A 24958-nucleotide genomic window follows, 5' to 3' on the forward strand; every position below is an offset into this window, starting at 1 on the left:
AACTCGGTTCGGCCGGTCTAGGAAACCTGAACACGAAAGTCTGGATTGCAGCGCGATCGCTGCGTACCGGGAGTTTGCATGTTCAAGTTTCGGAAAGCCGCCATCGGCCTCGGGTTGGCCACCCTCCTGTGCGGCGTGGCGGCGAGCGCCCAGGCCGCCATCACCATCACCGACGTTTCCGGCCAGACCGTTACGCTCGAGAAGCCGGCCGAACGCATCGTGCTCGGCGAGGGACGCGACATCGTCGGGCTGGCGCTGATCGAAAAGGATCCCTCGGCGAATGTCGTGGGATGGATGGGCGAGTTCCGTAAGTCCGACCCGGCGACCTACGAGCAGTTCAAGGCGAAGTTCCCGAAGCTGGAAACCATTCCGCGCCTGGGCGTAACGGACGCCGACAGCTTCTCGGCCGAGAAGGCGCTGGCGCTGCACCCCGACGTGGCGATCTTCGGCATTGCCGGCCATGGTCCGGGTGAGCACGATCCGGCGGTGGAGCAGCTCCGCGCCGCCGGCATTCCCGTCATCTTCGTGGATTTCCGCATCCATCCCCTGAAGAATACCGTGCCCAGCATGATCGTTCTGGGCCAGGTGACGGGCCACGAGGCGGAGGCCAAGAGCTACACCGACTTCTACGAGCAGCATCTGAAGCGCATCTCCGACGCGCTGGCGAAGCCGCATTCCGAACCCAAAGTGTTCCTGGAGATGCTGGAAGGCATCCGGCCCTGCTGCCATACGGCGGGCAAGGGCAATCTCGGCGACTTCGTCGCCTTTGCCGGCGGTCATAATATCGGCGCCGACGTATTGCCCGGACCGCTAGGCGAGCTGAACCTGGAATATGTGATCCAGCAGAACCCGGCCGTTTATGTCGCGACCGGAAGTTCCAGCGGCCAGCCCGGCCGGGTGGCGATCGGCACCGGCATCGACGCGGCCAAGGCGCAGGCGACGCTCGCGGACGAACTGAAGCGGCCGGGCATCTCGACGCTCGCGGCGGTGACGGATGGCAGCGCGCACTCGCTCTGGCACAATTTCTACAATATGCCGACCAACATCGTCGCCATCGACGCGCTGGCGAAGTGGATCCACCCGGAGCTGTTCCCCGACCTCGATCCCGCGAAGACGATGGACGAGATCAACGCGCGCTTCCTGGCGCTGCCGCTCAAGGGCACATACGCGGCGAGCCTGCACTAGGCGCCCTGCACAAAACGAGGAGCGGGGCCGAAAGGCCCCACCCGATCCATGTCCGATACCACGCTCACCGCCACCTCCCTCCTTCCCGGCTATCGCAAGCTGGTGCGGACACGCATCCTGATCCTGATCGCGCTCGCGGTGGGCGTTCTGGCGGCGTTTCTCCTGGACCTGATGGTCGGCCCCTCCAGCCTGTCGCCGGCGGACGCGCTCCGGGGCATCTTCCAGCCGGATACGCTGAGCCCGCCGGTCAGGGTGATCATCTGGAACGTCCGCCTGCCCTACGCGCTCATGGCGCTGCTTGTCGGCTCCTCGCTGTCGCTCGCGGGGGCGGAGATGCAGACGATCCTGAACAATCCGCTGGCGAGCCCCTTCACGCTGGGCCTCTCCGGCGCGGCGAGCCTCGGCGCGGCGATGGCGATTGTGCTCGGCATCGGCATTCCCGGCGTCTCGCAGAACTGGGTGATCTCCGCCAACGCCTTCGCCTTCTGCTTCGCCTCCGCGATCCTCCTGCAGGCACTGACGAAACTCCGGGGCACCGGGCCGGAAACCCTCGTCCTGTTCGGCATCGCGCTGGTCTTCACCTTCCATGCGCTGGTCTCGCTGATCCAGTTCGTCGCATCGGAAGAAGCGCTGCAACAACTCGTCTTCTGGTCCATGGGCAGCCTTGCCCGCGCGAACTGGCCGAAGCTCGGCATCCTCGCTCTGATCGTTTTCTGCGTGACGCCTTTCTCCTTCGCCTCCTCCTGGAAGATGACGGCCCTTCGGCTGGGCGAGGACCGGGCGCGCTCCTTCGGCGTGAACGTGCCGCGACTGCGCTTCCTCTCCCTGCTCCGCATCAGCCTGCTTGCCGCCACGACCGTTGCCTTCACCGGCACCATCGCCTTCGTGGGGCTGGTGGGGCCGCATATCGCCCGCCTTCTTCTGGGGGAGGACCACCGGTTCTTCCTGCCGGGCAGCGCACTGGCCGGCGCGCTCGTCATGTCGCTGGCCTCCGTCGCCAGCAAGTCGATCCTGCCGGGCGTGCTGATCCCGGTCGGCATCGTCACCTCGCTGATCGGCGTCCCGGCCTTCCTCGCGCTGATCCTGACCAAGCGGGAACGCGGATGAGGGACCGGGTGGAGGACGCGTTTCATGTCGGGCAGCTCGCGGTCGGCTACGGCCGCAGGACCATCATCCGCGACCTGTCCCTGCCGACGCTCGTGCCGGGCGAGGTCACGGCGCTCGTGGGGCCGAACGGCGCGGGCAAGTCGACCCTGCTCCGGGCCATGGCCGGGCTGATCCGCAGCACCGGAAGCCTGCGCCTCGGCGCACAGGACCTCCGCAAGCTGTCGCTGAGCGAACATGCCTCGCGCGTCACCTACATGCCGCAGACGCTGCCGCAGCGGGTGGCGCTGACGGCGATCGAAACGGTGATCGCGGCGCTGAAGGCCTCGCCCGCCGGGGGCCGGGCCGGCGCGGGCAGCCAGATCCACGCGGTAGCCTGCGCCACGCTTTCCCGCCTCGGCATCGAGCATCTCGCTATGGAGGCGCTGGACCAGCTCTCCGGCGGGCAACGCCAGATGGTCAGCCTCGCGCAGGCCCTTGTGCGCGAGCCGCAGGTCCTGCTTCTGGACGAACCCACCAGCGCGCTCGACCTGCGCTACCAGCATCTCGTGATGAAGCTGGTGCGGGATCTCGCCCGCGAGCGGGGTATCGTGGCGGTCGTCGTCCTGCACGACCTCAACCTCGCCGCCGGCTGGGCCGACCGCATCGCGATGCTTTCGCGCGGGGAACTCGCCGCCTTCGGCACCCCGGCCGAAGCGATCAACGCGGCGCATCTTGCGGCCGTCTACGGCGTCTCCGCCCGCGTCGAGCAATGTTCGCGCGGCTCGCTGCAGGTGATGGTCGACGGGCCCGCCTGAAGCTTCGCGGCGACGAAATCCACCGCGCGACCCACCGCCATCGGCAGTTCGGAAGAATGCGTCTCCCGCTCGTTCAGCACGAAGGATGCGTGGATGCCCGGCATGGCGTCGAGGCGCTCGGCCAGCGCACGCACATGGTCCACCGGTCGCCGCGTCTCCATCCGTTTCAGCCGCTCTGCCGCATCCGGCCGGCCGACCTGATCCGGGCTCAGCTTCTGCTCGTATTGCGCCGACATCAGCAGGATATCGAGCCCGGAAAGCTCGGGATGGCCCATGCGAAAGGCGACCTCATCCCTGGCCAGGATACCGCCGCCGAACCAGAGCGACGGGCTGGCCGCGACATAGGCGAAAAAGTCGCCGGGATGCGTGAAGAGCACATGCATGGTGAAGAGGCCCCCATAGGAGTGGCCGAACAGCGCTTCCCGGCTGCGGTCGATCGGGATTTCCGCGTCGACCAGCGGCTTCATTTCCGTCTGGATCGCCTGCAGGAAGAGGTCGGCTCCGCCGATGGGTGAGCCGTCATCATCGGCGGCCTGACCCGGAACGGCCGGCGTGTCGTCCACATTGCGCGCGGGGTCGTAGTCGCCCGCCGTGACGTAGCCGACGCCGACGAGCGCCAGCGGCTCCATCGGCTTGCCCTCGGCTGCCCGCCGCTCCAGCGCCTTCATCGCCAGCGGAAAGGTGATGTTGCCGTCGAGCAGATAGAGGACGGGGTAGCCGCCGGGCGGCGCGGGAACAGCTGGACGGGCGATATAGAGGCGGAAGTCACGCCCCACGACGGCGGAATGAACGGTGCGGATCTCCGTTCGCACCGGCGTGGCGGGCGAGCTGCCCGCGCCCGCAGGACCGGCAAGGGCCAGCAGCGCGGCGAGGGAAAGCACGATCCGTCTCATCCCCGGCTCCACCGCATCGTCGGGGACGAAATGCCCCCGGCTTCATCTTCGAACCCCGAACCGGCCGGCAGGGCCTCGGTTCCGTCACGTCCGCGTGCTGCCGTTCCTTTGCCAAGGGTGGGCAAGCGCCATAAAGTGCCGGGAGGATTCAGGATGGAGCAGACAATGCAGGATCGCGGCGCAAGGGCTGGCTCGAAACTCACCCGGTTTTCCGTATCACCACTGGCGAGCCAGACGCGCCGGCTCGCCGATGTCGCGTCCGGCCGGAGCGCGCCGGATCTGGTGATCACCGGCGCGCGCATGCTTTCCACCTATTCCGAACGCATGCTGGACAATCGCGAGATCTGGGTGGCGGGCGGACGCATCGCGGCGGTGAAGCCGGCCGGCGCCTACAAGAGCGGGATCGGCTCCGGCGCCGTCCTCTACGATGCGCGCGGCGGCATCCTCGCGCCGGGTCTCGTCGATCCGCATATCCACATCGAATCCAGCATGGTGACGGCCTGCGCTTATGCGGAAGCCGCCCTTCTCAACGGCACCACCACGATCTTCTGCGACAGCCACGAGATCGGCAACGTCATGGATGTGGCGGGCGTCGAGGCCATGCTGGAGGATGCCCGGCAAGCGCCGCTTTCCATCTTCCTGACCGTTCCCAGCACCGTGCCCGCGACGTCGCCGGACCTGGAAACCGCAGGCGGCGACCTGACGCCCGACAAGATCGCCGCGATCTTCGACAGGTGGCCGGAAGCCGTGGGGCTCGGCGAGAAGATGGACTTCGTGCCGGTGACGATGGGCGACGAGCGCAGCCACGCGATCCTCGCGGCGGCGCTGTCGCGCGGCAGGCCGGTATCCGGCCACATCTACGGCCGCGAATTCGTGGCGGCCTACGCGGCGAGCGGCGTCACCGATACGCATGAAGCGATCGACCGCGACATCGCCGACGACCTGGTGGAAGCCGGCGTCTGGGTCTTCCTGCGCGGCGGCCCGCCGACCACGCCCTGGCATTCGCTGCCCGAGGCGATCAAGACGGTCACGGAACTCGGCGCCTCCCACAAGCGCCTCGCCATCTGCACCGACGACCGCGACGCCGACGACCTCATGTTCTTCGGGCTGGACTGGGTCGCCCGCGAGGCGATGAAGGCCGGGCTCACGCGCGAGCAGGCCTGGAGCCTTGGATCCCTGCATCCCGCGACGCGTTTCGCCATGGACGGCGAGATCGGCGGGCTCGGCGGCGGGCGTCGTGCCGACATCGTGCTGCTGAACGACGACATGGAGGTGCGCAACACCTGGTACGGCGGCGAACTCGTGGTGGAGGATCACAGGATCACCCCCATTCTGGATCAGGCCCTTTCGGAGCGCTACCGCTATCCCGACGCGGCCTATCGGACGGTCAAGCTCGACACCGCACCCCGCCTCACGCCCGATCTGCCGTCCGAGCGCTGCATCGCCCACACGATCCGCACGGAGCTGCCGGGCATCGTGCTGGTCCATGACAGGCAGGAACTGGAACCCGCCAACGACTGGCAGACGCATTTCGACCGGCACAATCTCTGCTTCGTCTCCGTGGTCGAGCGCCACGGGCGGTCCGACGGGCGGGTGGCGCATGGATTGCTCAAGGATTTCGGCCTGAAGCGCGGCGCGGTCGCCTCCAGCGTGGGTCACGATTCGCACAACATCATCGTGGCCGGCACCAACGAGGCCGACATGCAGGTGGCGCTGGCGGCGATCCGCGAGCATCAGGGCGGCGTCTGCGTCGTGGCCGATGGCGAGGTCGCGGCCATGGTGCCGCTGCCGATCGCGGGGCTCCTTTCCGACAAGCGCGTCACCGAGGTGGCGGAGGAAACCCGCGCGCTCAAGGCCGCCTGGGAAGCCGCCGGCTGCACCATCGCCTATATGGGCTTCAACCTCATCCCGCTTGCGGTGATCCCCGAAATCCGCATCACCGACCGGGGCCTGGTCCTCGTGCCGGAAATGGAACTCACGCTACTCTTCGAGCCGGCGGCCGCTTGAGGTTCAGCGCCCGCTCCTAATCGACGATGGTGGAGTGCGGCGACCACGCCACCTTCGTTACCCCCGGCCGGCGGGCCACCTGCTCCAGCCACGCCGGGACCGCGCCTCCCTGCTTCGGCCGACCCCGCCATTTCAGCTCGTAGCGAAGGTCGCGCTTGCGGCCTTCGTCCAGAAAGGCGAAGCGGCGATCGGTGATGGAAAAGCCGTCCTCTCCGAGACGACGCATGAGCTCCGGCTCGTCCAGGGCGCCGTTCTCGTCGGCGACCGAGAGAACCACCCGGTATTCCTCCGGGATCAACAGCTTCACCCATTTCAGGCCCCAGAGAACTACCATTCCGAGGGCCAACGCCAGCAGGCCGAGGCCGATCTGGCCGCCGCCGAAACAGAGCCCCATCACGGTCGCAAACCAGAGCGTCGCTGCCGTGGTCGCGCCCATTATCAGACTGCCGCGGTGGATGATCGCCGCCGCCCCGAGGAAACCCATGCCGGAGAGCAGGCCGAGCGGCAGGCGCATGGGATCGAAATTGACGAAGGAATCGGCGGCCCGGCCCGCCGTCGGCAGCAGGAGGTTCACCTCGATCATTGTCAGCGCGGAAGCGAGCGACAGCAGCATCAGCGTGCGGATGCCGGCGGCGTGGCCGGGTTCGCGGTTCAGGCCGATCAGCCCGCCGGCGACGGCTGTCAGGACAAGCCGTATGGCGATGTCGGCCCAGGTCAGGTTGGCGGGCATTCCGCCCATGGGGTGCTCCGGTTGCTCGAAACGATCCCATGTTCAACGCGACCGCGACGCCGTCGATCCCGACTCGATGGCCGGGGCCGCGCCTCGACCGCTAGCGCAGCTTCGGCGAACCGCCGAGGATCCGGTCGTAAAGGTCGTCGAGATGACCGGTCACGGCGCGAATATCGAAGCGCTCGTTGCAGCGCCGATAGCCCTGCTCGGCCAGGGATACGCGAAGCGTCTCGTCCTTGAGCAGCCGGTCGATGGCGATGGCGAGGTCCGGCGTCGCGGGGTCGTCGACCAGCAGCGCGGTGTCGCCCACCACCTCCGGCAGCCCCCCGCGCCGCGTCACCACGAGGGCGCAGCGCGCCGCCATGGATTCGATCGCCACGCGCCCGAACGGCTCGGCGAAGACGGACGGCACCAGCGCAATGGCGGCGCGGCGGTTCCAGTCTCGCACCTCCTCGTGCGGAACGTTTTCCAGCGCCAGCAACTGCGGACCGAAATTACGGAGATGCTCGCGCACCTCCTGCACATAGTCCGGCTGCTCGTCCGTGCTGCTCAGCAGGAAAACCGCGCGCCAGTCCGGGTGATCGGGCAGCACCTTGCGCAGCGCATCGACGGCCTCCACCACGCCCTTCTCGCGGACGAACCGCCCGGAGAACAGGATGAGCTTCTCCTTGTCCGACAGGTCGGCCGACCAGCCGGCGCAGTCGATGCCGTTATGGGCGGTGTAGGTGGGCGTATCCACCATGGGCCATTGATTGTTGAACGCTTCGCGCACGGCCTCGCTGACGCAGATCACCGCGTCCAGCGAACGATAACGGCGCAGGCGCTCCCATCGGCTCAGCAGGTGGCGCGGCGGCTTCTGGAAATTGTGGATGTGGAAGAGCACGGGGCAGCCCAGCCGCGACCGGCCAAGGATGGCGGCGGTCGGCAGGTGCTGGTGCACCACGACAAGATCGGGCTTCTCGGCGCGGATGATCTTGCGGATCTCCCGCGCACGCTCGCGGAAACCCGCCGCCTCACGCATGATCAGCTTGGTGTTGACGTCCTGAAAGGGTTCCTCGACCCACCCGGCGATCACCGTGCTCTGCTCCCGATATCGGCTGAAACGCACGAAATCGTGGATACAAAGGTCGATCGATGTCGCCCCGTGCGGGCTGAACCTCATGCCCCTCGGAGCAACAACGAGGATGGATTCCGGCTTCATCCGTGCCTGTATCGATGCATCAATGGGTGCCGGTGCTTAGAGCCTCCCGAAGGCTGCGGCAAGAACCTGCGGATGACTCCGCGGGCTTTCTTTGCTAGAGCCGGCGGGATTTCCGGTAGACGGTAGCCGATTCAGATGCGGCCTGCCACACAGAAACAGGACCCTTTTCATCGATGAAGCCAATCCTGGCGAAGCTGGCCGGAAACGGAGAGAAGAAGGGCACGCTCTATCTTCTCAAGCGCCTGATGATGGAAAACGCGCGCGATTACCTCTGGCATTACGCCTTCGCCTTCGCGTTGATGGGCGTCGTCGCGGCGACCACCGCGGCCAGCGCGTGGATCATCAAGGACGTCATCAACAAGATCTTCATCGAGCGCAACAGCGGCATGGTCTGGGCGATCGCGCTGTCGGTGATCGGGATCTATCTCGTCAAGGGACTGGCGAGCTACGGCCAGGACATGATGCTGGCCCGCATCGGCAACAACATCGTCGCCCGCAACCAGAAGCGCATCTATCGGCATATCCTGAACCACGGCCTGGAGTTCTTCCAGAACACGCCGATGGGCGATCTCTCCACGCGCATGTCCTACAACGCCCAGGCGGCGCGCGACGTGCTGGACCTCGTCATCACCAGCTTCGGTCGCGACGCCACGTCGCTGGTCAGCCTCATAGCGGTGATGCTGGTTCAGGATCCGGTCCTGTCCATCGGCGCCTTCCTGATCATGCCGCCGGCGGTGATCGGCGTCAGCAAGCTGGTCAAGCGCGTGCGCAAGGTCGCCCGGTCCGAGTTCCAGGGTCTCGCCGAGATCGTCACCATCGTCCAGGAAACCTCGCTCGGCATCCGCATCATCAAGGCTTTCGGGCTTGAAGGGCGCATGCAGAAGGCCATGAACAAGGCCGTCGAGGACGTGGAGCGACGCTCCAACAAGATGGTCGCGCTGAACGCGCGCACCAGCCCGCTGATGGAAACGCTGGGCGGCTTCGCGGTGGCCGGCGTCATCATGTATGGCGGCTGGGCGGTGATCCACCTCAACAAGGATCCGGGCTCGTTCTTCTCCTTCATCACCGCGCTGCTGCTCGCCTATGAGCCCGCCAAGCGCCTTGCCCGCCTTCAGGTGCAGCTCGAATCCGGCCTCATCGGCGTGCGCATGCTCTACGAGCTCCTGGACCGCAAGCCGACGCTGGTGGAAGCACCGGACGCGACGGAACTCATCTGCAACCAGGGCCTCGTGCGTTTCGACAATGTGCGCTTCGGTTATGGCCGCGGCCCGGTGATCAACGATCTCACGCTGGATTTCCCGGCGGGCAAGGTTTCCGCCCTGGTCGGTCCTTCCGGCGCGGGCAAGTCGACGATCCTGGCACTGATCGAACGCTTCTACGACCCCAAGCGCGGCCGCGTGCTGATCGACGGGCAGGACATCAAGGACGTGACCTTCGTCTCGCTCCGGCAGGATATCGCGCTGGTCACGCAGGACACGTTCCTGTTCCAGGGCTCCGTTCGCGACAACATCCTGACCGGCCGCCCCGGCGCGACGGAGCAGGAAGTGATCGACGCGGCCATTGCGGCCAACGCCCACGAGTTCATCGTGGAAATGCAGGGCGGCTACGACGCCAATGTCGGCGAAGGCGGCGGGCGCCTGTCCGGCGGCCAGCGCCAGCGCGTCGCCATCGCGCGCGCCATGCTGCGCGACGCCAAGGTCCTGCTCCTGGACGAGGCGACATCGGCACTCGATTCCATGTCCGAGTCCAAGGTCCAGGAGGCATTGCAGCGGCTGATGAAGGGGCGCACCACGATCGTCATCGCGCACCGTCTCTCCACCGTGCGCGACGCCGACGTGATCCACGTCCTCGACAAGGGCCGGCTGGTCCAGTCCGGCAGCCACGCGCAGCTTCTGGCGGAAGGCGGGCTTTATTCCCACCTGCACGCGCTGCAGTTCCGCGAAGCCGCGGACAACGTCGCGGACGAGGCTGCGGCTCAGGAAGGTCGCAAGGCGACCAGCATCGCTTCGGTCGCCTGACCGGATCGGGCTAACGCCGGGTCGAGCGGGAGCCGTCTCAGGCGAACGCGTCGGACCCCGTCATCAGGATCGTCGCCAGCTTTTCACAGCCGCGACGATCCTCCTCGTCGAAGCGACCGGGAACCGGGCTGTCGAGATCGAGGACGCCGACGATCCGGGAGCCGCTCCTCAGCGGCACCACCAATTCCGAGCGCGAGGCGGCATCGCAGGCGATGTGGCCGGGAAAGGCGTGGACATCCGGCACCACGACCGATTCGCCGTGCTCCACCGCGGTGCCGCAGACGCCCTTCCCCACCGCTATCCGAACGCAGGCCGGTTTGCCGTGAAACGGCCCGAGCACCAGTTCGCCGCCACGCATGAGATAGAACCCGGCCCAGTTGAGATCGGGCATCCGGTGAAAGAGCAGCGACGCGGCATTGGCGGCATTGGCGATGAAATCGCGCTCGCCGGAAAGCAGGCCACCGAGTTCGGCTGCCAGATCGGCATAGAGGCTCGGCTTGTCGGCGTCAGTCTTGTTGTCGAGGGCGAACATGGCGATCTCCGGAAAACCGGACGCTTTTAGCAAAGCCGCCCCGCCAATGCTTGCGGCGAAATCACCTCGCTTCGTCGCTGCCCTTGAAATAGGCAACCGGAACGGGCAAAGGGGGCGCTCCGCCGCATCTTCCATGGTGCGCGTGCAAACCCCAGCACTTTTGGTTGCCTCATGAGCGTCAGCACCATTCCCGCCGCTAAGCCAGCGGACCGGACAACCGTCAGTATCCTGGCCGCGATCAGCGTTGCGCACATGCTGAACGACACGATGCAGTCGCTCATTCCCGCGATCTATCCGCTGTTGAAGGCCAGCTTCGATCTGACCTTCACGCAGATCGGCTACATCACGCTGACCTTCCAGCTGACCTCGTCGCTGTTCCAGCCGGTGGTGGGCGTTTATACGGACCGGAATTCGCGGCCTTATTCGCTGGCGGTCGGCATGGGCTTCACCCTGATCGGCCTGCTGCTGCTCTCGGTCGCCGGCACCTTCCCGCTGCTGCTGCTCGCGGCCGGACTCGTGGGCCTCGGCTCCTCCGTCTTCCATCCGGAATCCTCACGCGTTGCGCGCATGGCGTCCGGCGGGCGCTACGGGCTCGCGCAGTCGGTGTTCCAGGTCGGCGGCAATGCGGGTTCCGCCATCGGCCCGCTGCTCGCGGCCTTCATCGTTCTGCCCTGGGGCCAGCGCAGCGTCGCCTGGTTTTCCGCCATCGCGCTCCTCGCGATGGTGCTCCTCACCTATGTCGGCAACTGGTACAAGACGCACAACCGGTCAAAGGCGAAGAAGGCTTCCGCCCTGCCGGAAGCAACATCCGCCCTGCCCCGACGGACCGTCTGGATTTCCGTCTGCGTGCTGCTGGCGCTGATCTTCTCGAAGTACTTCTACCTTTCGAGCCTGACGAGCTACTACACCTTCTATCTCATCTCGAAGTTCCACGTTTCCGTGCAGAACGCGCAGCTTCACCTCTTCGTCTTCCTCGGCGCGGTTGCCGTCGGGACGATCGTGGGCGGTCCGATCGGCGACCGCTTCGGCCGGAAGTACGTGATCTGGGGCTCCATTCTCGGCGTCCTGCCGTTCACGCTGATGCTGCCCGGCGCCGATCTCTTCTGGACGGGCGTGCTCAGCGCCGTGATCGGCATGATCCTGGCGTCGGCCTTCTCCGCCATCATCGTCTATGCGCAGGAACTCCTGCCCGGCAATGTCGGCATGGTCGCCGGACTGTTCTTCGGCTTCGCCTTCGGCATGGGCGGGCTGGGTGCCGCGGTGCTCGGCAGGATCGCGGATGCCACCAGCATCGCTTTCGTCTATCGGCTCTGCTCGTTCCTGCCGCTGATCGGTCTGCTCACGGCGTTTCTGCCGAACCTGGAGCAGCCCAAGCTGCGCCGGGCAGCAAAGGCCGAGGGCGACGCGGCGATGGAAGCGGGCCCCACGCGCTAAGGCACCGGACACCGGTCTCCACCGAGGCCGGTGCTCAGGCCTCGGTGTGTCTTCTCGGCTCCGACGGCTTGCCGATGGAGCGGCCGTCCCGGTCGAGGCATGCCGCGTCATCCGGACCGACGAGCGCACACCGGATTTCGTCGCCGGGCCTCAACGTGCTCTGGATTCCGCCGCAATGAACCTGCAGGTCGGCGCTGCTGACGATGTCGGAACGGATGTGAAGCGCATCGGAACCGACCTCGATCGCGATCAGGTGCGAGCGCAATTGCAGGTCGAAGCGCATGGCTCCGAGGTCGGGCGGAAGCCGCGGCTCGAAGCAGACGGCGTTTTCGGTTACCCTGATGCCCAGATAATGGCGAAACAGGAGGCCAAGGGCTCCGGCCGCCGCCCCCAGGTGGATGCCTTCCCTGGCGCTGCCCGGCATGAGTTCTCCGAGATCCGTCTGCAGCGCTTTCCCGTAGAGTTCCCATGAGCGGGCGACGCTGATCTGCGCCAGCGCGCCGGCGAAGACGACCCGCGACAGGCTGGAATCGTGCTGCGTGCAGTCGAGATAATACTCGATGGTCCGCCGCAGCTGGTCCTCGTCGAAGCCGTAGCCGAGCCGTTTCAGGATTTCGCGAAGCTCGTCCGCCGGAAAGATCCAGAACAACATGACCGCGTCGGCCTGCTTGCAGACGCGAAATTCCTGGACGTTCTCTCCGCGCTGCTGAAGAACCCAGTCGATGCGCTGGGATGGCGGATCGTTCTCCATGTCCTCCGGCAGGGAACGAAGCTTCTCGAAGCCCTGGAACTGGCTCAGGATCCCATCGTCGTGGAAAGCCAGGCGCATGCGGGTGCTGATCCGCTCCCATAGCTCGAACTCCTCGTCGCGCAGATCGAGCTTGCGGCGGAGTTCCTGCCGGCGGTTCTCCGGCAGATGGTCGAGGACCTCCAGCGCACGGCAGAGCGTCCAGACGGCCATGACATTGGTGTAGGCGTTGTTGTCGATCCCGGGCTCGTCCGCGCCGGGATACACAGTGTGGTACTCGTCGGGGCCCACGACGCCCAACAGGTCGAACCGATCGTCCTTTTCGTCGTAGGTGGCGAAGGAGGCCCAGAAGCGGGCGATCTCGATGATCATCTCCGCGCCCTTCTCGGACAGGAAGTGCAGGTCGCCCGTCGCCTCGAAATAACGCCAGATATTGAAGGCGATGCCCGCCCCGATATGGCGCTGGAGATAGGTGTAGTCGCGCGTCCATTCGCCGGTCAGCGGATTGAACTGCAGGAGCCGCGTCTCCTCCCGGCCGGAGGATGCGCTCCGCCAGGGGAACATGGCGCCGCGATATCCCGCTTCCGTTGCCCGCTCGCGCGCCTCGTCCAGCCGGTTGAAGCGATAGAGCAGCAGCGAGCGCGTCAGCGTCGGAAAGCGGAAATCGAGGAACGGGAAGATGAAGAGGTCGTCCCAGAAGATGTGCCCGCGATAGGCTTCCTGCCAGCCGCGCGCGGGAATGCCGATATCGAGGCCTTCCGAATGCGGCGAGATCGTCTGGAGCACATGGAAGGCATTGAAGCGAAGCACGGTGGAGAGCGCGGGATTGCCGAAATGCAGGCCCGACCGCCGCCAGAGCTCACCCCAGGCCGTGACATGCGCATCAAGCATCGCTGCGAAGTCGCCCGCGCGCCGGATCGCCAGCGAGGCAGCCTCCAGCGGCTCGAAGCTGGCCGTATCCAGCGAGCTATGCAGGGCCGCGACCTTCTCCAGCACCAGCGGCTCGCCCGCCTTGGCGGCGCAGTCGATCATCTCGAAGATCGACGTCTCGTCGGTTTTTTCGCTGTGGCGACCGGTTTCCTCGCCTTTCACCACGCGCAGGCGCGCCGCGAAGGCGGCTTCCCGCCGCGAACGGGTGGCGCGGACGCAGAGCGCCACGCCCTCGGGATCGAGTTCCACCAGATCGAGCACATCCAGATGGCGCTTCTCGAAGGGAGCATAGCGGCCGACGATGTCGTTGATCACGCCACCCTGGATGCCCGAGCGGATCTCCAGCCGGCCGGACCAGTCGACCGGCACGATACGCAGGCGCATCGCGGCGAGATGGGCGCTGGCCATGCTAACCAGTCGCTCCTCCTGGAGTTCCGTTGTGCGGCCCTTGGCATCGCGCACGGTCAACCGGCGAAGAGTGATGCCGCAGCGAAGATCGAGTTCGTGCCGATAATCCAGGATCTCCGCGTTTTCCAGCGAGAACCAGTCCCCCTCGCCGTCCGCTCGGAAGGTGAGCGACAGCCAGTTCGGCAGGTTCACGAGGGACTCGTCGTCGAGGTCCTGCCCCTCCACATGGCTCGTCAGCCGATTGTAGAAGCCCGCGCGGTACGTTCCGGGATAGTGGAACTCGGACGCCTCGTCGAACGGGCTCGCGCCGCGCGTCGTGAAGACACCGTTGCCGAGGGTGAAGAGCGCCTCGCGCTGCGTCTCGGTCTTCGGATCGTAATCCCCGAAGACCACGCGCCAGCCATCGTCGCTCCCCGTCCCGACTGTCTGCGGCTCAACCCCGGAGTTCACGCAGCCTCCCCAGGAGCTTGCCCGCCAGCGCCTCGACATCGGCGCGCTCGGGATAGGCCGGCTGCGACCCGTAGCCGGTGACGGCGAGGCTTGCCGTCGCGACGGCAAAGCAGGCCGCCTCGCGGACCGGCTTGCCGAGCAGAATCGCTACCGCCAGCGCGCCGGAGAACGCGTCGCCGGCGCCGGTCGTGTCCACCACGTCCACCGGTTCGGCCGGAACATGCACGACGCCCTCGTCGCCCGCCAGCACGCAACCGCCGTCGCCGAGCTTCACGAACACGGTCCCCGCACCACGCTCCCGTAACGCAAGCGCCGCCCTGCGCGCGCCCTCCACCGCTTCCGTGTCGATGTCGGCGAGTGCCTTCGCCTCTCCCGCATTGGGCGCGAGATAACCGACCTTGCCCGCCAGATCGCCGGCATCCTCGGCGGGCGACGGATCGAGGATCACCGGAATGCCGCACTCCTGCGCCGCCTCGATCGCACGCCGCGCAACGTCCGGCGGCACCTCCACGTCGAGCGAGAGGACGGAACCGTCGGGCGCGCCGCGTATCGCCTGTAGCGCCTCGCCGACGCTGTCCTCCGACCAGCAGCGATTGGCATTCGCGGCAAGGACGATGCCCTTCTTGCCGTCCGGCGGAACGGTGATCATGGAGACAGCCGTTGGCTGTTCGCCCGTCGCGTAGACACAATCCAGATCGACGCCGGCGTCGCGCAATGCGCCCAGCGCCTGCTCGCGGAGATCGTCGTCGCCGGTCATGCCGATCAGCCGCGTGGGCAGGCCGAACTTCGCGGCGAGGAAGGCGCGGTTGGCTGCCTTGCCGCCGGACAGGCGGACGAAATCGGACGCCATCAGCGTCTCGCTGACCTCGGGCCAGCGGGCGACCCGCATCTGGAAGTCGGCATTGACGCTGCCCAGCGACAGCAGGACCGCATCGGCTGCGGGCGTGGAAACGGACGGCAAGCTTCACCTGTCGCTGAAATTCCTCGACGCGATCGAGGATCGTTCGGCTAGTCAAATGTCTGGCGCACCGGGAGGTTGCCTCACGTTTGAGAAAACTCGCGAGCCGCGCTTCGACTGCGAAGTGGAGCGAGTGCGCGGCCCTCTTAAAACACGACGATTTTCTTCAGCTTTATATTGCGGGGGAGAGACCGATCCGCTAGAGCGCGCCTGAGCTTTGCTCTCGGAGGCGGACGGGATCGCCGCGCCGGTGGCCGACGCGGGCTGAGCGGGAACGCTCGACCTTGCCAGTCCCCTTCACCACCCGCCTTCGGGGCCCACGAAAAAGGTAGCAGGCGTTTATGAACGAACGGAGATGGGCAGGGCCGACCCGCTGGTCCGTGGCGGCCATTCTGGTGGTCGTCGCGCATGGAGCCGCCGCCTTGGCGCTCCTGGAGCACGAAGCGCCGCCCTCTGCCGCCGCCGAGACCGAAAACGCCATGGTCATCGATCTGGCGCCCGCAGCAGAACCGGAACCGGAGCCGGAACCGCAGCAGGCGGCCGCGCCCGAAGCAGCGCCCGAGCCCACGCCCGAGCCGACGACACAGCCGGAGGTGCAGCCGCCTCCGCCCCCGACGGAAGAGCTCCCGCCGCCGGTTGAAGAACCGCCGCCCCCGCCGCAGGTGGAGCCGCCGCCGCCGGAGGAACCGGCGCAGGTTGAGCCGCCGCCTCTGCCGGAGGAAAAGCCCGAACCCCAGCCCGAGCCGCAGCCTGAGATCAAGACGCCGGAGGTGCCGCAGGCGGAAGCCGTGCTGCCGCCGCCGCCGCGCCCGGCTCCGCCGCGGCCGACCAGGACGGTGGAGAAGCCCAAGCGGCAGGCGGTTGAGCGAAAGGCCGCCGAGCCGCGCAAGCCCGCGCCGCAGAGGCCGGTGGCGGCGCAGCCACGCGCCACGGCGCCGTCTGCCGCTCCCTCAGCTCCGGCGCGCGCCGCTTCGCCGGCTGCGGCGTCGAACTGGAAGAGCATGCTTTTCGGGCACCTGAACCGCTACAAGCAGCATCCGGCGGGAAGCGATTCCGGCACGGCAGTGGTGCGCTTCACCATGGACAGGAACGGCCGCGTGCTGTCCGCCAGCCTTGCGCGCAGTGCCGGCAGCGCCGCGCTCGACAATGCCGCCGTGGCCATGGTGCGCCGGGCAAGCCCCCTTCCCGCGCCGCCGGAAGGCTTCGGCGGATCGGTGCTGAACCTCTCCGTGCCCGTGCATTTCGACACGCGGTGACGGTGGAAGTTTACAGCGATTCCAAAGAAGAAGTTTACCGTCAGGAATAGAGACAGCGATAGTGTCAGCCGCTATAGATCGGCGATGAACGAGGGGCGGAGTTGAGCGACAGCTGTCGCAGGCGTCCGCCGCTCTCCCGAAAACGATGGCGCGAGCATGTACGAGCTTTCTTCAGCCACCTTCGCCGTCGCCGACCGGACATTGCTTTCGCCGCTGGATCTCCGCATTGCCGCCGGCAAGGTTGTCGGCCTGATCGGCCATAACGGCTCCGGCAAGTCGACGCTCCTGAAGCTCCTCGCCCGCCAGCAGAAGCCCACGGCGGGAACGATCGCCTTTCAGGGGCGCGATCTCCAGCAATGGGGCAGCCGGGAGTTCGCCCGCAAGGTCGCCTATCTCCAGCAGACCCCGCCCAGCGCCGCCGGCATGACGGTGCGCGAACTCGTGGCGCTCGGCCGCTATCCCTGGCACGGCGCTCTCGGCCGCTTCAGCGACGAGGATGCGGCCCGGGTCGAGGAAGCGCTGCGCCGCACCGATGTGCTGGCATTCGCCGACCGGTTGGTGGACGCGCTTTCCGGCGGCGAGCGCCAGCGCGTCTGGCTCGCGATGCTGGTGGCGCAAAACCCGGAATGCATGCTGCTGGACGAGCCGATCTCGGCGCTCGATATCGGCCACCAGATCGAGGTGCTGGATCTCGTCCGCGATCTCAGCCGGCAGCGGCAGCTCGGCGTCATCGTGGTGCTGCACGACATCAACATGGCCGCCCGCTTCTGCGACGAGCTGATCGCGCTGCGTGCCGGCAGGCTCCTGCTCCGAGGGACGCCGGGAGAACTGATGGCGCCGGAGCACCTGCAGGCGATCTATGGCGTGCCCATGGGCGTGCTGCCGCATCCGGAAAGCGGCGTGCCCATGAGCTTCGTTCGCTGACATGCGTCCCTCCGCCCCGACGAGCAAAGCCGCATGATCCCGTCCCTCGCCCCGGCGGCGGCGTTCCTGTCGGCGCCGCTCAGCAATTATCTTGACGCCTTCGTGCTGGCGGACGATCCGCGCCCCGGCATTCGCGTCAGCGAACTGCTTCGGCCGGACGTGCTGCCGGATTTTCTTTGCTGGGACGGCACCTGCCACGAGCGGAGCGACCGGCGCGCGGTCTGCTCGCTCTGGTCGCTCGCCTACTTCCACCGGCTGATCCCGCTCACCGTGATGTCGGGCGCGTTGCTCGGCCTCGATTTGCCGGTCGGCATGGACGAGACGGAGGTGATCTTCGACGAGCACCGGATGCCGGTCGCGATCCGCCTGCCGCACGAGGGCGAAATCAGCGTCGAGACCGACCCCTTCATCCGCTTCGATCCGCTGGTGCGCGAGCATCTGGAGCCGATGGTCACCGCCGTTTCCCGCGCGGCCGGCATCAGCCAGAAGCTTCTCTGGAACAATGCCGGCCATCTGCTGGAATGGCTGCTGGGGGAACTGTCGACCCGCACGGTCTCCGCCTGCGCCTCCTGTTTCCGCAACGCCACCTGCAACTGGAATGCGCTGGTGCGCCAGCAGCACTGGCCGGACGGGGACCGGAACTGCCTGTTCGATCCCGTCCGCTACGAGCTCGTCGACGGCCAGCCCGTCAGCTGGCGAAAGGTCTGCTGCATCCGCTATCTCCTGCCGGAGCACGGCTTCTGCTCCTATTGCCCGCATTTGCGCGCCAAGGCCGGCGCCGACCTCTCCTCCACCCTCGCCAAACCGGTCGTCCTCGCCGCCTGACGGGACGAAGGGATTGCGGGATCCTGTGATCCCGCCCCTCGAATCCTCCCGAGCTTTCCGCTACGGCCGCGCCGCCGATCGGGCTACAAAGACGGCGAGGAAACGTTCCGCCGGAGAGAGCGACATGCAAGCGTCCGATATCCTGCCCGCCGCCGCCGAACGCGCCACGCTTGTCGCGCGGGTCCACGATCCCGAACTCGGCCCCTGCGTCGTGCATCTCCGCGCCGGCGAACTTGTCGACATCACCGACAGCTTTCCCACGATCTCCGACCTGCTCGACGAAGCCGACCCTGCGGCCGCCGCGAAGAATGCGCCCGCCGGCCGGAGCTGGTCGCTGGAAGAGGTCGTTGCCGCGAGCTTCGGCACCCATCATGGTCATGCGCCTCAGCTCCTCGCGCCCTGCGACCTCCAGGCGCTGAAGGCCTGCGGCGTCACTTTTGCGCGAAGCATGCTGGAGCGGGTGATCGAGGAACGCTGCAAGGGCGATCCCGGTCGCGCGGCGCAGATCCGTCAGGAGATCGGCGAGGCGATCGGCGGTGCGCTTTCCGAGATCAAGGCGGGCTCGGAAGACGCGCAGCGCGCCAAGGACCTGCTGATCTCCCGGGGTTACTGGTCGCAATATCTGGAAGTCGGCATCGGCCCGGATGCGGAGGTCTTCACCAAGGCTCAACCGCTCTCAGCGGTCGGTCCGGGAGCCGAGATCGGCATTCTTCGCGCGTCCAGCTGGAACAATCCCGAGCCGGAAGTCGTGCTCGCCGTCAATGCCCGTGGCGAGGTTCGCGGAGCCGCGCTCGGCAACGACGTCAACCTCCGCGACCTCGAGGGCCGCAGCGCCCTCCTTCTCGGCAAGGCCAAGGACAATAACGGGTCCACCGCGATCGGGCCATTCATCCGGCTCTTCGACGCGGGCTTCGGCATGGACGATGTGCGCCGCATGCGGATAGACCTCCGCGTCACCGGCGCCGGAGACGGCTTCGTGCTGAACGGCCAGAGCTCCATGGCCGAAATCAGCCGCGATCCGCTGGATCTCGTCGCCCACGCCATGGGCCGGCATCATCAATATCCCGATGGCATGATGCTCTTCCTCGGCACGCTCTTCGCGCCGACGGAGGACCGCGACGTGCCGGGCCAGGGTTTCACCCATAAGCCGGGCGACGTCGTCGAGATCAGTTCCCCGGAGCTCGGCCGCCTCGTCAATCGAGTCGGCTATTGCGACGTGATCGAGCCCTGGACCTTCGGCGTCCGTTCATTGATGGCGAGCCTTCGGGCGCGCGCCTCCCGCAGCGACGGCTGAACGCGGCGACGCGCGTGCTCAACGCACGCGCGTTATCCTGGCGAGGAAGCCACTTTCCGGCAGCGCGGGCATGTGGGAGTGCATGTGCTGGACGATACGGTGGCGGTCGAAAGCGGCGCGGTTGGCCGCCATCGTTCGCTCCAGCCCGGCCCCGCCCGCGATATAGGCCCCGGCGTCGCCTGAGAGCTTGCGCAGCGCCTTGCGTTCCAGCTCGTCCGGCGAGACAGGCACGCGCTGTCGGCGGCCGAGCAGCCCATCGAAAAAGATGTTCGTCTGGCGCTCGCGACCGATCTGTCCCATTCCGCCCCTCACCCTTCACGTCGTTCGACGGAAGCAACGGGCGCGGATCGGCGACGTTCCAGGTGACGGTTCCGGGGACGGCGCGGCCATCGGCGCCGGAGGGAGATGGTGGGTCCGGCAGGACTCGAACCTGCAACCAGACGGTTATGAGCCGTCAGCTCTAACCATTGAGCTACAGACCCCTCCGGTGTCGGTTACGACTTTCGCCGGGAGACGGCAACCACCGCGATGATCATTCCGCCCTGCTTTCGCTGGACTTTGTTGCTTCAGTTCGCCCATCGTGACCAACAACAAGGAACATCCCGCATGCTCTCGACCCGAATGCTCCGCTCCGTAGCGGGAGGCTGCCTGCTGATTGCTGCCGTTTCCGCCCCCGGCTTCGCTGCCGCGCAGGGGCCGGCCACGAAAATGGCCGCCAGCCAGCGCCACATCAGCGTGACCGGCAACGGCACGGTGAATGCGCGACCGGACATGGCGACCATGACCATCGGCGTCATCCAGGAAGCGGAAACCGCAGGCGAGGCCGCGCAGGCCAATGCGGCCGCGATGGGCAAGGTCATCGACGGGCTCAAGCAGGCGGGCATCGCCGAGGCCGACCTCCAGACTTCCGGGTATTCCGTTTCGCCGAATTACTCGGAAGCCAAGGACAACCAGAAGCCGCGGCTGGTCGGCTACACCGTCAGCAACAATGTCAGTGTCAAATTGCGGGACATCACCAAGGTCGGCACGACGCTCGATGCGGCCACGTCGCTCGGCGCCAACTCCATCAGCGGCCCGGAATTCGGTCTCACCGATCCCAAACCCTTGCAGGACCAGACCCGGCAGGCCGCCGTTGCCGATGCGATCGCCAAGGCGAAGCTCTATGCCGCCGCGGCCGGCGTGGATCTCGGCGAGGTCGTCAGCATCGAGGAACAGGGGCCGGAGCGCGCCTTCCCGGTCAGCCCCATGCCCATGCGCGCGGACATGGCGCGTAAGACGCCGGTGGAAGCGGGCGAAGTCAGCTTCTCCAGCTCCGTCAGCGTCACCTTCGCGCTGCGCTGAACGCGAGCTCTCGATCCCGGCCGCTCCCGTCTACGCGACGGGGGCGGTCAGCACCGCGCGCAGGCCCGGATGATTGTCCTGGTATTCCAGCCGGCCGCCGATCTGCCCGACCAACGCGTCCATCATGCGCGTGCCGAAGCCGCCCTTCGGATGCTGGGCGCCCCGGCCCTGATCGCTGACGGCGAGCTGCAGGTTCGCATGATCGCCGCGCAGGCTGATGTCGATCGGCCCCATGCCGCCGCCATAGGCGTATTTGTTCGCGTTGATCACCAGTTCGGTGATGACGAGACCCAGCGTGACAGCCCGGTCGGTAGCGACCAGCACGGGCGCGGCGGACAGCGTGAGATAGCTGTCCCACTCCTTGCCCATGGACTGCACCATCTCGTCGCGCAGTTCCACGAGGTAGCGGTCGAGATCGACGGTGTCGATCTGATCGGCGCGATAAAGACGGCGATGCACAAGCCCGACGGCGCTGACACGGCGGCGTGCTTCATCCAGCATGCCGTGCAACTCCGGGTTTTCACTGTCCCGCTTCTGCAAATGCAGGAAGTTGGAGACCAGGAACAGGCTGTTCTGGACGCGGTGATTGACCTCGCGCAGCAGGATTTCCTTCTGCCGCAGCGCCACGTCGCGTTCCGCCACGGCACGCGACAGGTCGACATTGACGTCGCGCATGCGGCGCAGCTGCCGCAGTTCGTACAGCCGCTGGCGGAAACGCCCGGCGCTTTCCGTCTCGGCGAGGCTCCAGCGGCGCGACTGGCCGCGCACCGTCTCCGACCACGCATCGAAGGAGGAGCGCGGCGTCAGGATCTCGCCGGGTTGAAGCTCCACGGCCTTGTGCGGGTTACCCGCCCAGTTGATCGTCTCAATGCGCTCCTGCCGGAACCACATGACGACGAAGGGCTCTTCCTCCGAGATCGTGACGGCCACCAGCCCGCTGACCGACGACGCATAGGACGCGGCGGGCGCAAAGACGGCGGAGAGGTTGTGCGTCGCCAACGTTCCGGCGGCGCTTTCTCCCGCAGCCCAGGCCGCCAGCTCGGCCATCGCGTGTTCCGGCGGACAGCGGCCGGCCGTGCGCCAGCTCTCGCCCCGAACGATGGCAACCCCGTCGGCGTCCAGCATCCTCAGCAGCGTATCGGTATGCTGCGGCAGCGCCCCGTCCATCTCCGGATCGCGGACCATGCCGAACAGAAGGTCGTCCTCGCGCGAGCGGATGCTGGCGCGCTGGCGATAGAGCTCGCTCTCCTCCATGGCCCGGATGCGCCGCGCCAGATTGCCGGCAAGCGCCGCGCAGATCGAGCGCTTGGGATAGGAGATTTCGCGCGGGCGCGTATGGTGGCAGGCGATCAGCCCCCAGAGCGCCCCATCCACCACGATGGAAACCGAAGCTGAGGCCCAGACCCCCATGTTGCGGAGATACTGGAGGTGGATCGGCGAAACGCTGCGCAGGATGCAGTCGCTCATGTCGAGCGGCTTCTCGCCCGCCAGGGGAGGCTGAAGTTCGGCCGGATAATATTCCGCATCCGGGATGACGCGGACGGTGTTGCGCACGTAAAGCGCACGCGCCTGCTGCGGAATGTCCGATCCGGGAAAATGGTGGTTCAGGAAGGATTGCAGCCCTTCCGCGCAGTCCTCCGCGATGACCGAGCCGGCATGACCATCCTCGAACCGATAGATCATCACCCGCTCGAAGCCGGTCAGATCGCGCACGGCGGTGGCCGCCACCTGGCAAAGCGCCCTCAACGTGCTGGCGCGCTCGAATGATGCCGTCGCGCGATCGAGTTCAGATAGGAGATCGGTTGCGCCGGGCGGCCGCTCGCCGGCGGGTTCCAGCTCGACGATCAGCGAATCGCCACTACGATGCGCGCTGACATCGAACGCCGCGCCCGAGGCATTCAGCCAGCGCGTCACGAGGCGCGACTGCCACTGCAGCGCTTCCGAGATCGACCGGACCAGCGGCTCGTCCAGAATGTCGGCCGCCCGGTCCCCGACACGCGAGGCCGGAGGAAAGCCGAGGCCGCGCATCCCGGCCGCCTGCCTCAGGCCAAGCGTCTCCGGATCGAAGACCAGCATGATGCCATGCGGCTGGATCGAGCCGGGAATGTGGATCGGTTCGCGGTCGCAAACCGTCAGAGGGGGAGTCGCAATGTTCATGTCGCGGCCGCCGTGCCGCAAAGCCACAGTTCAACCTGTCGGAAACCGGAGACGGCGCCCTGCACGATCTCGTCCTGCATGTCCGCCCCTCCCCTATGCGCCTCACGCTCCAGCACGGCCAAACACTCCCGCCACATCAGGCCGGTGTCGGATCCGTAGGCGTCGAAAAAGCTCAACCCCTCGGACGAGACACCCCGCCTGGTCATTTCGCGGAAGATCACTCGCCCACCCAGCGTCGATCCTTCCAGCACATAGAGAAGCCCCAGAGCTTCCCCTTCGGACCGGACGGTGAAAGGAGAGTACGGCGCGGATGCGGCGACAACCCCTCCCAGCGTACGGATATCGGCATCGAGATACGGAGTTTTGCGCCTTTCCGCGTAACGGAGACCTTCCATACCCCCCAGAAGGGGCGAAAGGACCCGTTCGGCCCCGTCATGCAGGCTGCGGAAACGCAGCAGGATGTCGAGCCGGTCCCGCGGATTCGCGAGGCGGGTCATGATTTCCAGCCGGCTTTCCAGGCGAAGGTGAACGTCAGTCGTTTCGGTCCGCAAGCGCTCGCGGAAAGCAAGGGTCGGCGACAAGTTGCCCATTGGGTCTGATGCGTGATGCCGGACGCTAGCAGAGCCGAACGTCGTTAGACATGGGGCGGCTGCCATTTTGGCACAGCGTTGCGCGGAGGTGACAGGGGAGGCTAATGATCCGTACCTGACAGCAGGATTTCGCGAGAGATACACCATGCCCATCGCTCTGGTCGGCCTCGATGCGGACGATACGCTTTGGCACAACGAAACGGTCTTCCGGCTGACGCAGCAAAGATTCGTCGAACTGCTCACCCCTTTCGCCGACGAGCAGGACCTCGAAACGAAACTGGGCGCGACCGAGAAAAAGAACCTCGGAACATACGGCTACGGGGTGAAGGGCTTCACGCTGTCCATGCTGGAAACCGCACTCGACGTCTGCGGCGAAGACCTGCCGGCTTCCATCGTCCAGGCGATCCTGGCCGCGGGCCGCGAGATGATGACCCATCCCGTCGAACCGTTACCGGGCGTTCCGGCGGCGCTCGAACGGCTTGCGGCACAGTACCGGCTGGTGCTGATCACCAAGGGCGATCTGTTCCATCAGGAGAGCAAGCTTGCCGCCTCCGGCCTGGGGGAGTTCTTCCGCGGCGTCGAGATCGTCAGCGAGAAAAGCGCGGCGACTTACCGAACCGTCTTCGCTCGCCATGGCTCCGGTGAGGGCGAGGCCCTGATGGCGGGGAATTCGGTGCGGTCCGACATCCTCCCCGCGCTGGAAGCGGGAGGGTATGCCGCCCTTATCCCGTATCCGCTGGTCTGGGAACACGAGGCGGCGGAGAAACCCACCGAGCACCCGCGCTTTCGGGTGCTGGAAGGCCTCACCGAGCTACCGGATTGGCTGGCCACCCTTCCCTAGCCGCATACAGGCGGCAGGCGGAGGTCAGCGAAAAACCCGCTCGCCCTGCTCGTTGACGATCTGCTGGCCCTTGGTGATGGAGAAATCGGCAGCCCCGTCGATGGAAGCGAACTTCTCGGCGCGGACGAACTTGTACTCGCGCAGCACGCCGTCGATCTCCTTCGAGATGGTCCCGGCTGTCTGGTACTCGCTGCCTTCCTTGTAGGGAGTCGCCTGGATCGTGAAGCCGTTGTGCTCGATCTCGCGCGCGGTCTTCGGGGCCGCGCCCGAATCCGACTTGGAGACCGCGTCCCCGGACTTGCCGCCGAAAAGGGATTTCAGGAAGGACATGGATC

22 protein-coding genes and 1 tRNA gene are annotated in these 24958 nt (G+C 66.6%); 12 read left to right on the forward strand and 11 right to left on the reverse strand.

Going from position 1 to position 24958, the window contains the following annotated elements; translation table 11 throughout:
- Positions 1-78 precede the first annotated feature (78 nt).
- From BMY25_RS07935 to BMY25_RS07945, 3 genes are read left to right on the forward strand one after another with little or no spacing between them, the layout of a single operon-like run.
- Positions 79-1185, forward strand: a complete 1107-nt coding sequence (locus tag BMY25_RS07935; RefSeq protein WP_092496092.1) for an ABC transporter substrate-binding protein — start codon at positions 79-81, stop codon at positions 1183-1185.
- Between the two features lie 48 nt (positions 1186-1233).
- The gene (locus BMY25_RS07940) at positions 1234-2292 is read left to right on the forward strand and encodes a FecCD family ABC transporter permease (RefSeq protein WP_092496093.1); all 1059 of its coding nucleotides are present in this window, start codon (positions 1234-1236) and stop codon (positions 2290-2292) included.
- The gene (locus BMY25_RS07945) at positions 2289-3086 is read left to right on the forward strand and encodes an ABC transporter ATP-binding protein (RefSeq protein ID WP_092496094.1); all 798 of its coding nucleotides are present in this window, start codon (positions 2289-2291) and stop codon (positions 3084-3086) included. The genes BMY25_RS07940 and BMY25_RS07945 overlap by 4 nt, the downstream gene beginning before the upstream one ends.
- Here the strand turns inward: BMY25_RS07945 and BMY25_RS07950 are convergent.
- A complete protein-coding gene (locus tag BMY25_RS07950) occupies positions 3014-3979 on the reverse strand; it encodes an alpha/beta hydrolase (protein ID WP_092496095.1) in 966 nt (321 codons plus the stop codon). The two genes, BMY25_RS07945 and BMY25_RS07950, sit on opposite strands and share 73 nt — an antisense overlap.
- Positions 3980-4132: 153 nt before the next feature.
- Between BMY25_RS07950 and BMY25_RS07955 the strand changes: the two genes are divergently transcribed.
- On the forward strand, positions 4133-5986 hold the full coding sequence (locus BMY25_RS07955; protein WP_238858217.1) for an adenine deaminase: 1854 nt from the start codon (positions 4133-4135) through the stop codon (positions 5984-5986).
- A 16-nt stretch (positions 5987-6002) separates the two neighbouring features.
- Here the strand turns inward: BMY25_RS07955 and BMY25_RS07960 are convergent, their stop codons facing one another.
- Positions 6003-6725, reverse strand: a complete 723-nt coding sequence (locus tag BMY25_RS07960; RefSeq protein WP_092496096.1) for an MgtC/SapB family protein — start codon at positions 6723-6725, stop codon at positions 6003-6005.
- A gap of 91 nt (positions 6726-6816) precedes the next feature.
- A complete protein-coding gene (locus BMY25_RS07965; RefSeq protein ID WP_177176775.1) occupies positions 6817-7878 on the reverse strand; it encodes a glycosyltransferase family 4 protein in 1062 nt (353 codons plus the stop codon).
- Between the two features lie 212 nt (positions 7879-8090).
- Here BMY25_RS07965 and BMY25_RS07970 point away from each other — a divergent pair, with 212 nt between their 5' ends.
- On the forward strand, positions 8091-9935 hold the full coding sequence (locus BMY25_RS07970; RefSeq protein WP_092496098.1) for an ABC transporter ATP-binding protein: 1845 nt from the start codon (positions 8091-8093) through the stop codon (positions 9933-9935).
- Between the two features lie 37 nt (positions 9936-9972).
- On the opposite strand, the gene BMY25_RS07975 is transcribed toward BMY25_RS07970, so the two are convergent.
- Positions 9973-10467, reverse strand: coding sequence for a GAF domain-containing protein (locus tag BMY25_RS07975; protein WP_092496099.1), 495 nt, complete (start codon positions 10465-10467; stop codon positions 9973-9975).
- A 171-nt stretch (positions 10468-10638) separates the two neighbouring features.
- Between BMY25_RS07975 and BMY25_RS07980 the strand changes: the two genes are divergently transcribed.
- Complete coding sequence (locus BMY25_RS07980) at positions 10639-11901, forward strand: MFS transporter (RefSeq protein ID WP_092496100.1); 1263 nt, start codon at positions 10639-10641, stop codon at positions 11899-11901.
- Positions 11902-11935: 34 nt separating this feature from the next.
- Here BMY25_RS07980 and BMY25_RS07985 read toward each other — a convergent pair whose 3' ends face one another.
- Entirely contained in the window at positions 11936-14437 is a 2502-nt protein-coding gene (locus BMY25_RS07985) for a glycoside hydrolase family 65 protein (protein ID WP_177176776.1), read from the reverse strand.
- Positions 14421-15398, reverse strand: a complete 978-nt coding sequence (locus tag BMY25_RS07990) for a ribokinase (protein ID WP_177176777.1) — start codon at positions 15396-15398, stop codon at positions 14421-14423. Before BMY25_RS07990 ends, BMY25_RS07985 begins: the two co-directional genes overlap by 17 nt.
- 338 nt (positions 15399-15736) lie before the next feature.
- Here BMY25_RS07990 and BMY25_RS21345 point away from each other — a divergent pair, with 338 nt between their 5' ends.
- The 4 genes from BMY25_RS21345 (at position 15737) to BMY25_RS08010 (ending at position 19694) form a co-directional block, all read left to right on the forward strand.
- The gene (locus BMY25_RS21345; RefSeq protein WP_092496102.1) at positions 15737-16651 is read left to right on the forward strand and encodes an energy transducer TonB family protein; all 915 of its coding nucleotides are present in this window, start codon (positions 15737-15739) and stop codon (positions 16649-16651) included.
- A gap of 156 nt (positions 16652-16807) precedes the next feature.
- Positions 16808-17575 carry an ATP-binding cassette domain-containing protein gene (locus tag BMY25_RS08000; protein ID WP_092496103.1) on the forward strand — a complete coding sequence of 256 codons (768 nt, stop codon included), beginning with the start codon at positions 16808-16810 and terminating at the stop codon, positions 17573-17575.
- 33 nt (positions 17576-17608) lie between these two features.
- Positions 17609-18400 carry a siderophore-iron reductase FhuF gene (fhuF, locus tag BMY25_RS08005; RefSeq protein WP_092496104.1) on the forward strand — a complete coding sequence of 264 codons (792 nt, stop codon included), beginning with the start codon at positions 17609-17611 and terminating at the stop codon, positions 18398-18400.
- 124 nt (positions 18401-18524) lie between these two features.
- Positions 18525-19694, forward strand: a complete 1170-nt coding sequence (locus BMY25_RS08010; RefSeq protein WP_092496105.1) for a fumarylacetoacetate hydrolase family protein — start codon at positions 18525-18527, stop codon at positions 19692-19694.
- 18 nt (positions 19695-19712) lie between these two features.
- Here the strand turns inward: BMY25_RS08010 and BMY25_RS08015 are convergent, their stop codons facing one another.
- Positions 19713-19994, reverse strand: a complete 282-nt coding sequence (locus tag BMY25_RS08015) for a hypothetical protein (protein ID WP_092496106.1) — start codon at positions 19992-19994, stop codon at positions 19713-19715.
- A 106-nt stretch (positions 19995-20100) separates the two neighbouring features.
- A tRNA-Ile gene (locus tag BMY25_RS08020) sits at positions 20101-20176 on the reverse strand.
- Between the two features lie 124 nt (positions 20177-20300).
- On the opposite strand from BMY25_RS08020, the gene BMY25_RS08025 reads away from it, so the two are divergent.
- Positions 20301-21035 (forward strand): SIMPL domain-containing protein, encoded by a 735-nt coding sequence (locus BMY25_RS08025; protein WP_177176778.1) that lies wholly within the window; start codon positions 20301-20303, stop codon positions 21033-21035.
- 30 nt (positions 21036-21065) lie between these two features.
- Here BMY25_RS08025 and BMY25_RS08030 read toward each other — a convergent pair whose 3' ends face one another.
- Together BMY25_RS08030 and BMY25_RS08035 are read right to left on the reverse strand one after the other, a co-directional pair.
- Positions 21066-23192 (reverse strand): histidine kinase dimerization/phosphoacceptor domain -containing protein, encoded by a 2127-nt coding sequence (locus BMY25_RS08030; protein ID WP_092496153.1) that lies wholly within the window; start codon positions 23190-23192, stop codon positions 21066-21068.
- A complete protein-coding gene (locus BMY25_RS08035; RefSeq protein WP_143061910.1) occupies positions 23189-23689 on the reverse strand; it encodes a biliverdin-producing heme oxygenase in 501 nt (166 codons plus the stop codon). Before BMY25_RS08035 ends, BMY25_RS08030 begins: the two co-directional genes overlap by 4 nt.
- Positions 23690-23927: 238 nt before the next feature.
- On the opposite strand from BMY25_RS08035, the gene BMY25_RS08040 reads away from it, so the two are divergent.
- Positions 23928-24623: an HAD family hydrolase gene (locus tag BMY25_RS08040; RefSeq protein WP_092496109.1), complete on the forward strand. Its 696-nt coding sequence runs from the start codon at positions 23928-23930 to the stop codon at positions 24621-24623.
- 24 nt (positions 24624-24647) lie between these two features.
- Here the strand turns inward: BMY25_RS08040 and BMY25_RS08045 are convergent, their stop codons facing one another.
- Positions 24648-24953 carry an HlyU family transcriptional regulator gene (locus tag BMY25_RS08045; RefSeq protein ID WP_092496110.1) on the reverse strand — a complete coding sequence of 102 codons (306 nt, stop codon included), beginning with the start codon at positions 24951-24953 and terminating at the stop codon, positions 24648-24650.
- Positions 24954-24958: the final 5 nt, after the last annotated feature.

The sequence above is a fragment of the Faunimonas pinastri genome (assembly GCF_900110915.1).
In the GTDB taxonomy this organism is placed as follows: Bacteria; Pseudomonadota; Alphaproteobacteria; order Rhizobiales; family Afifellaceae; genus Faunimonas; species Faunimonas pinastri.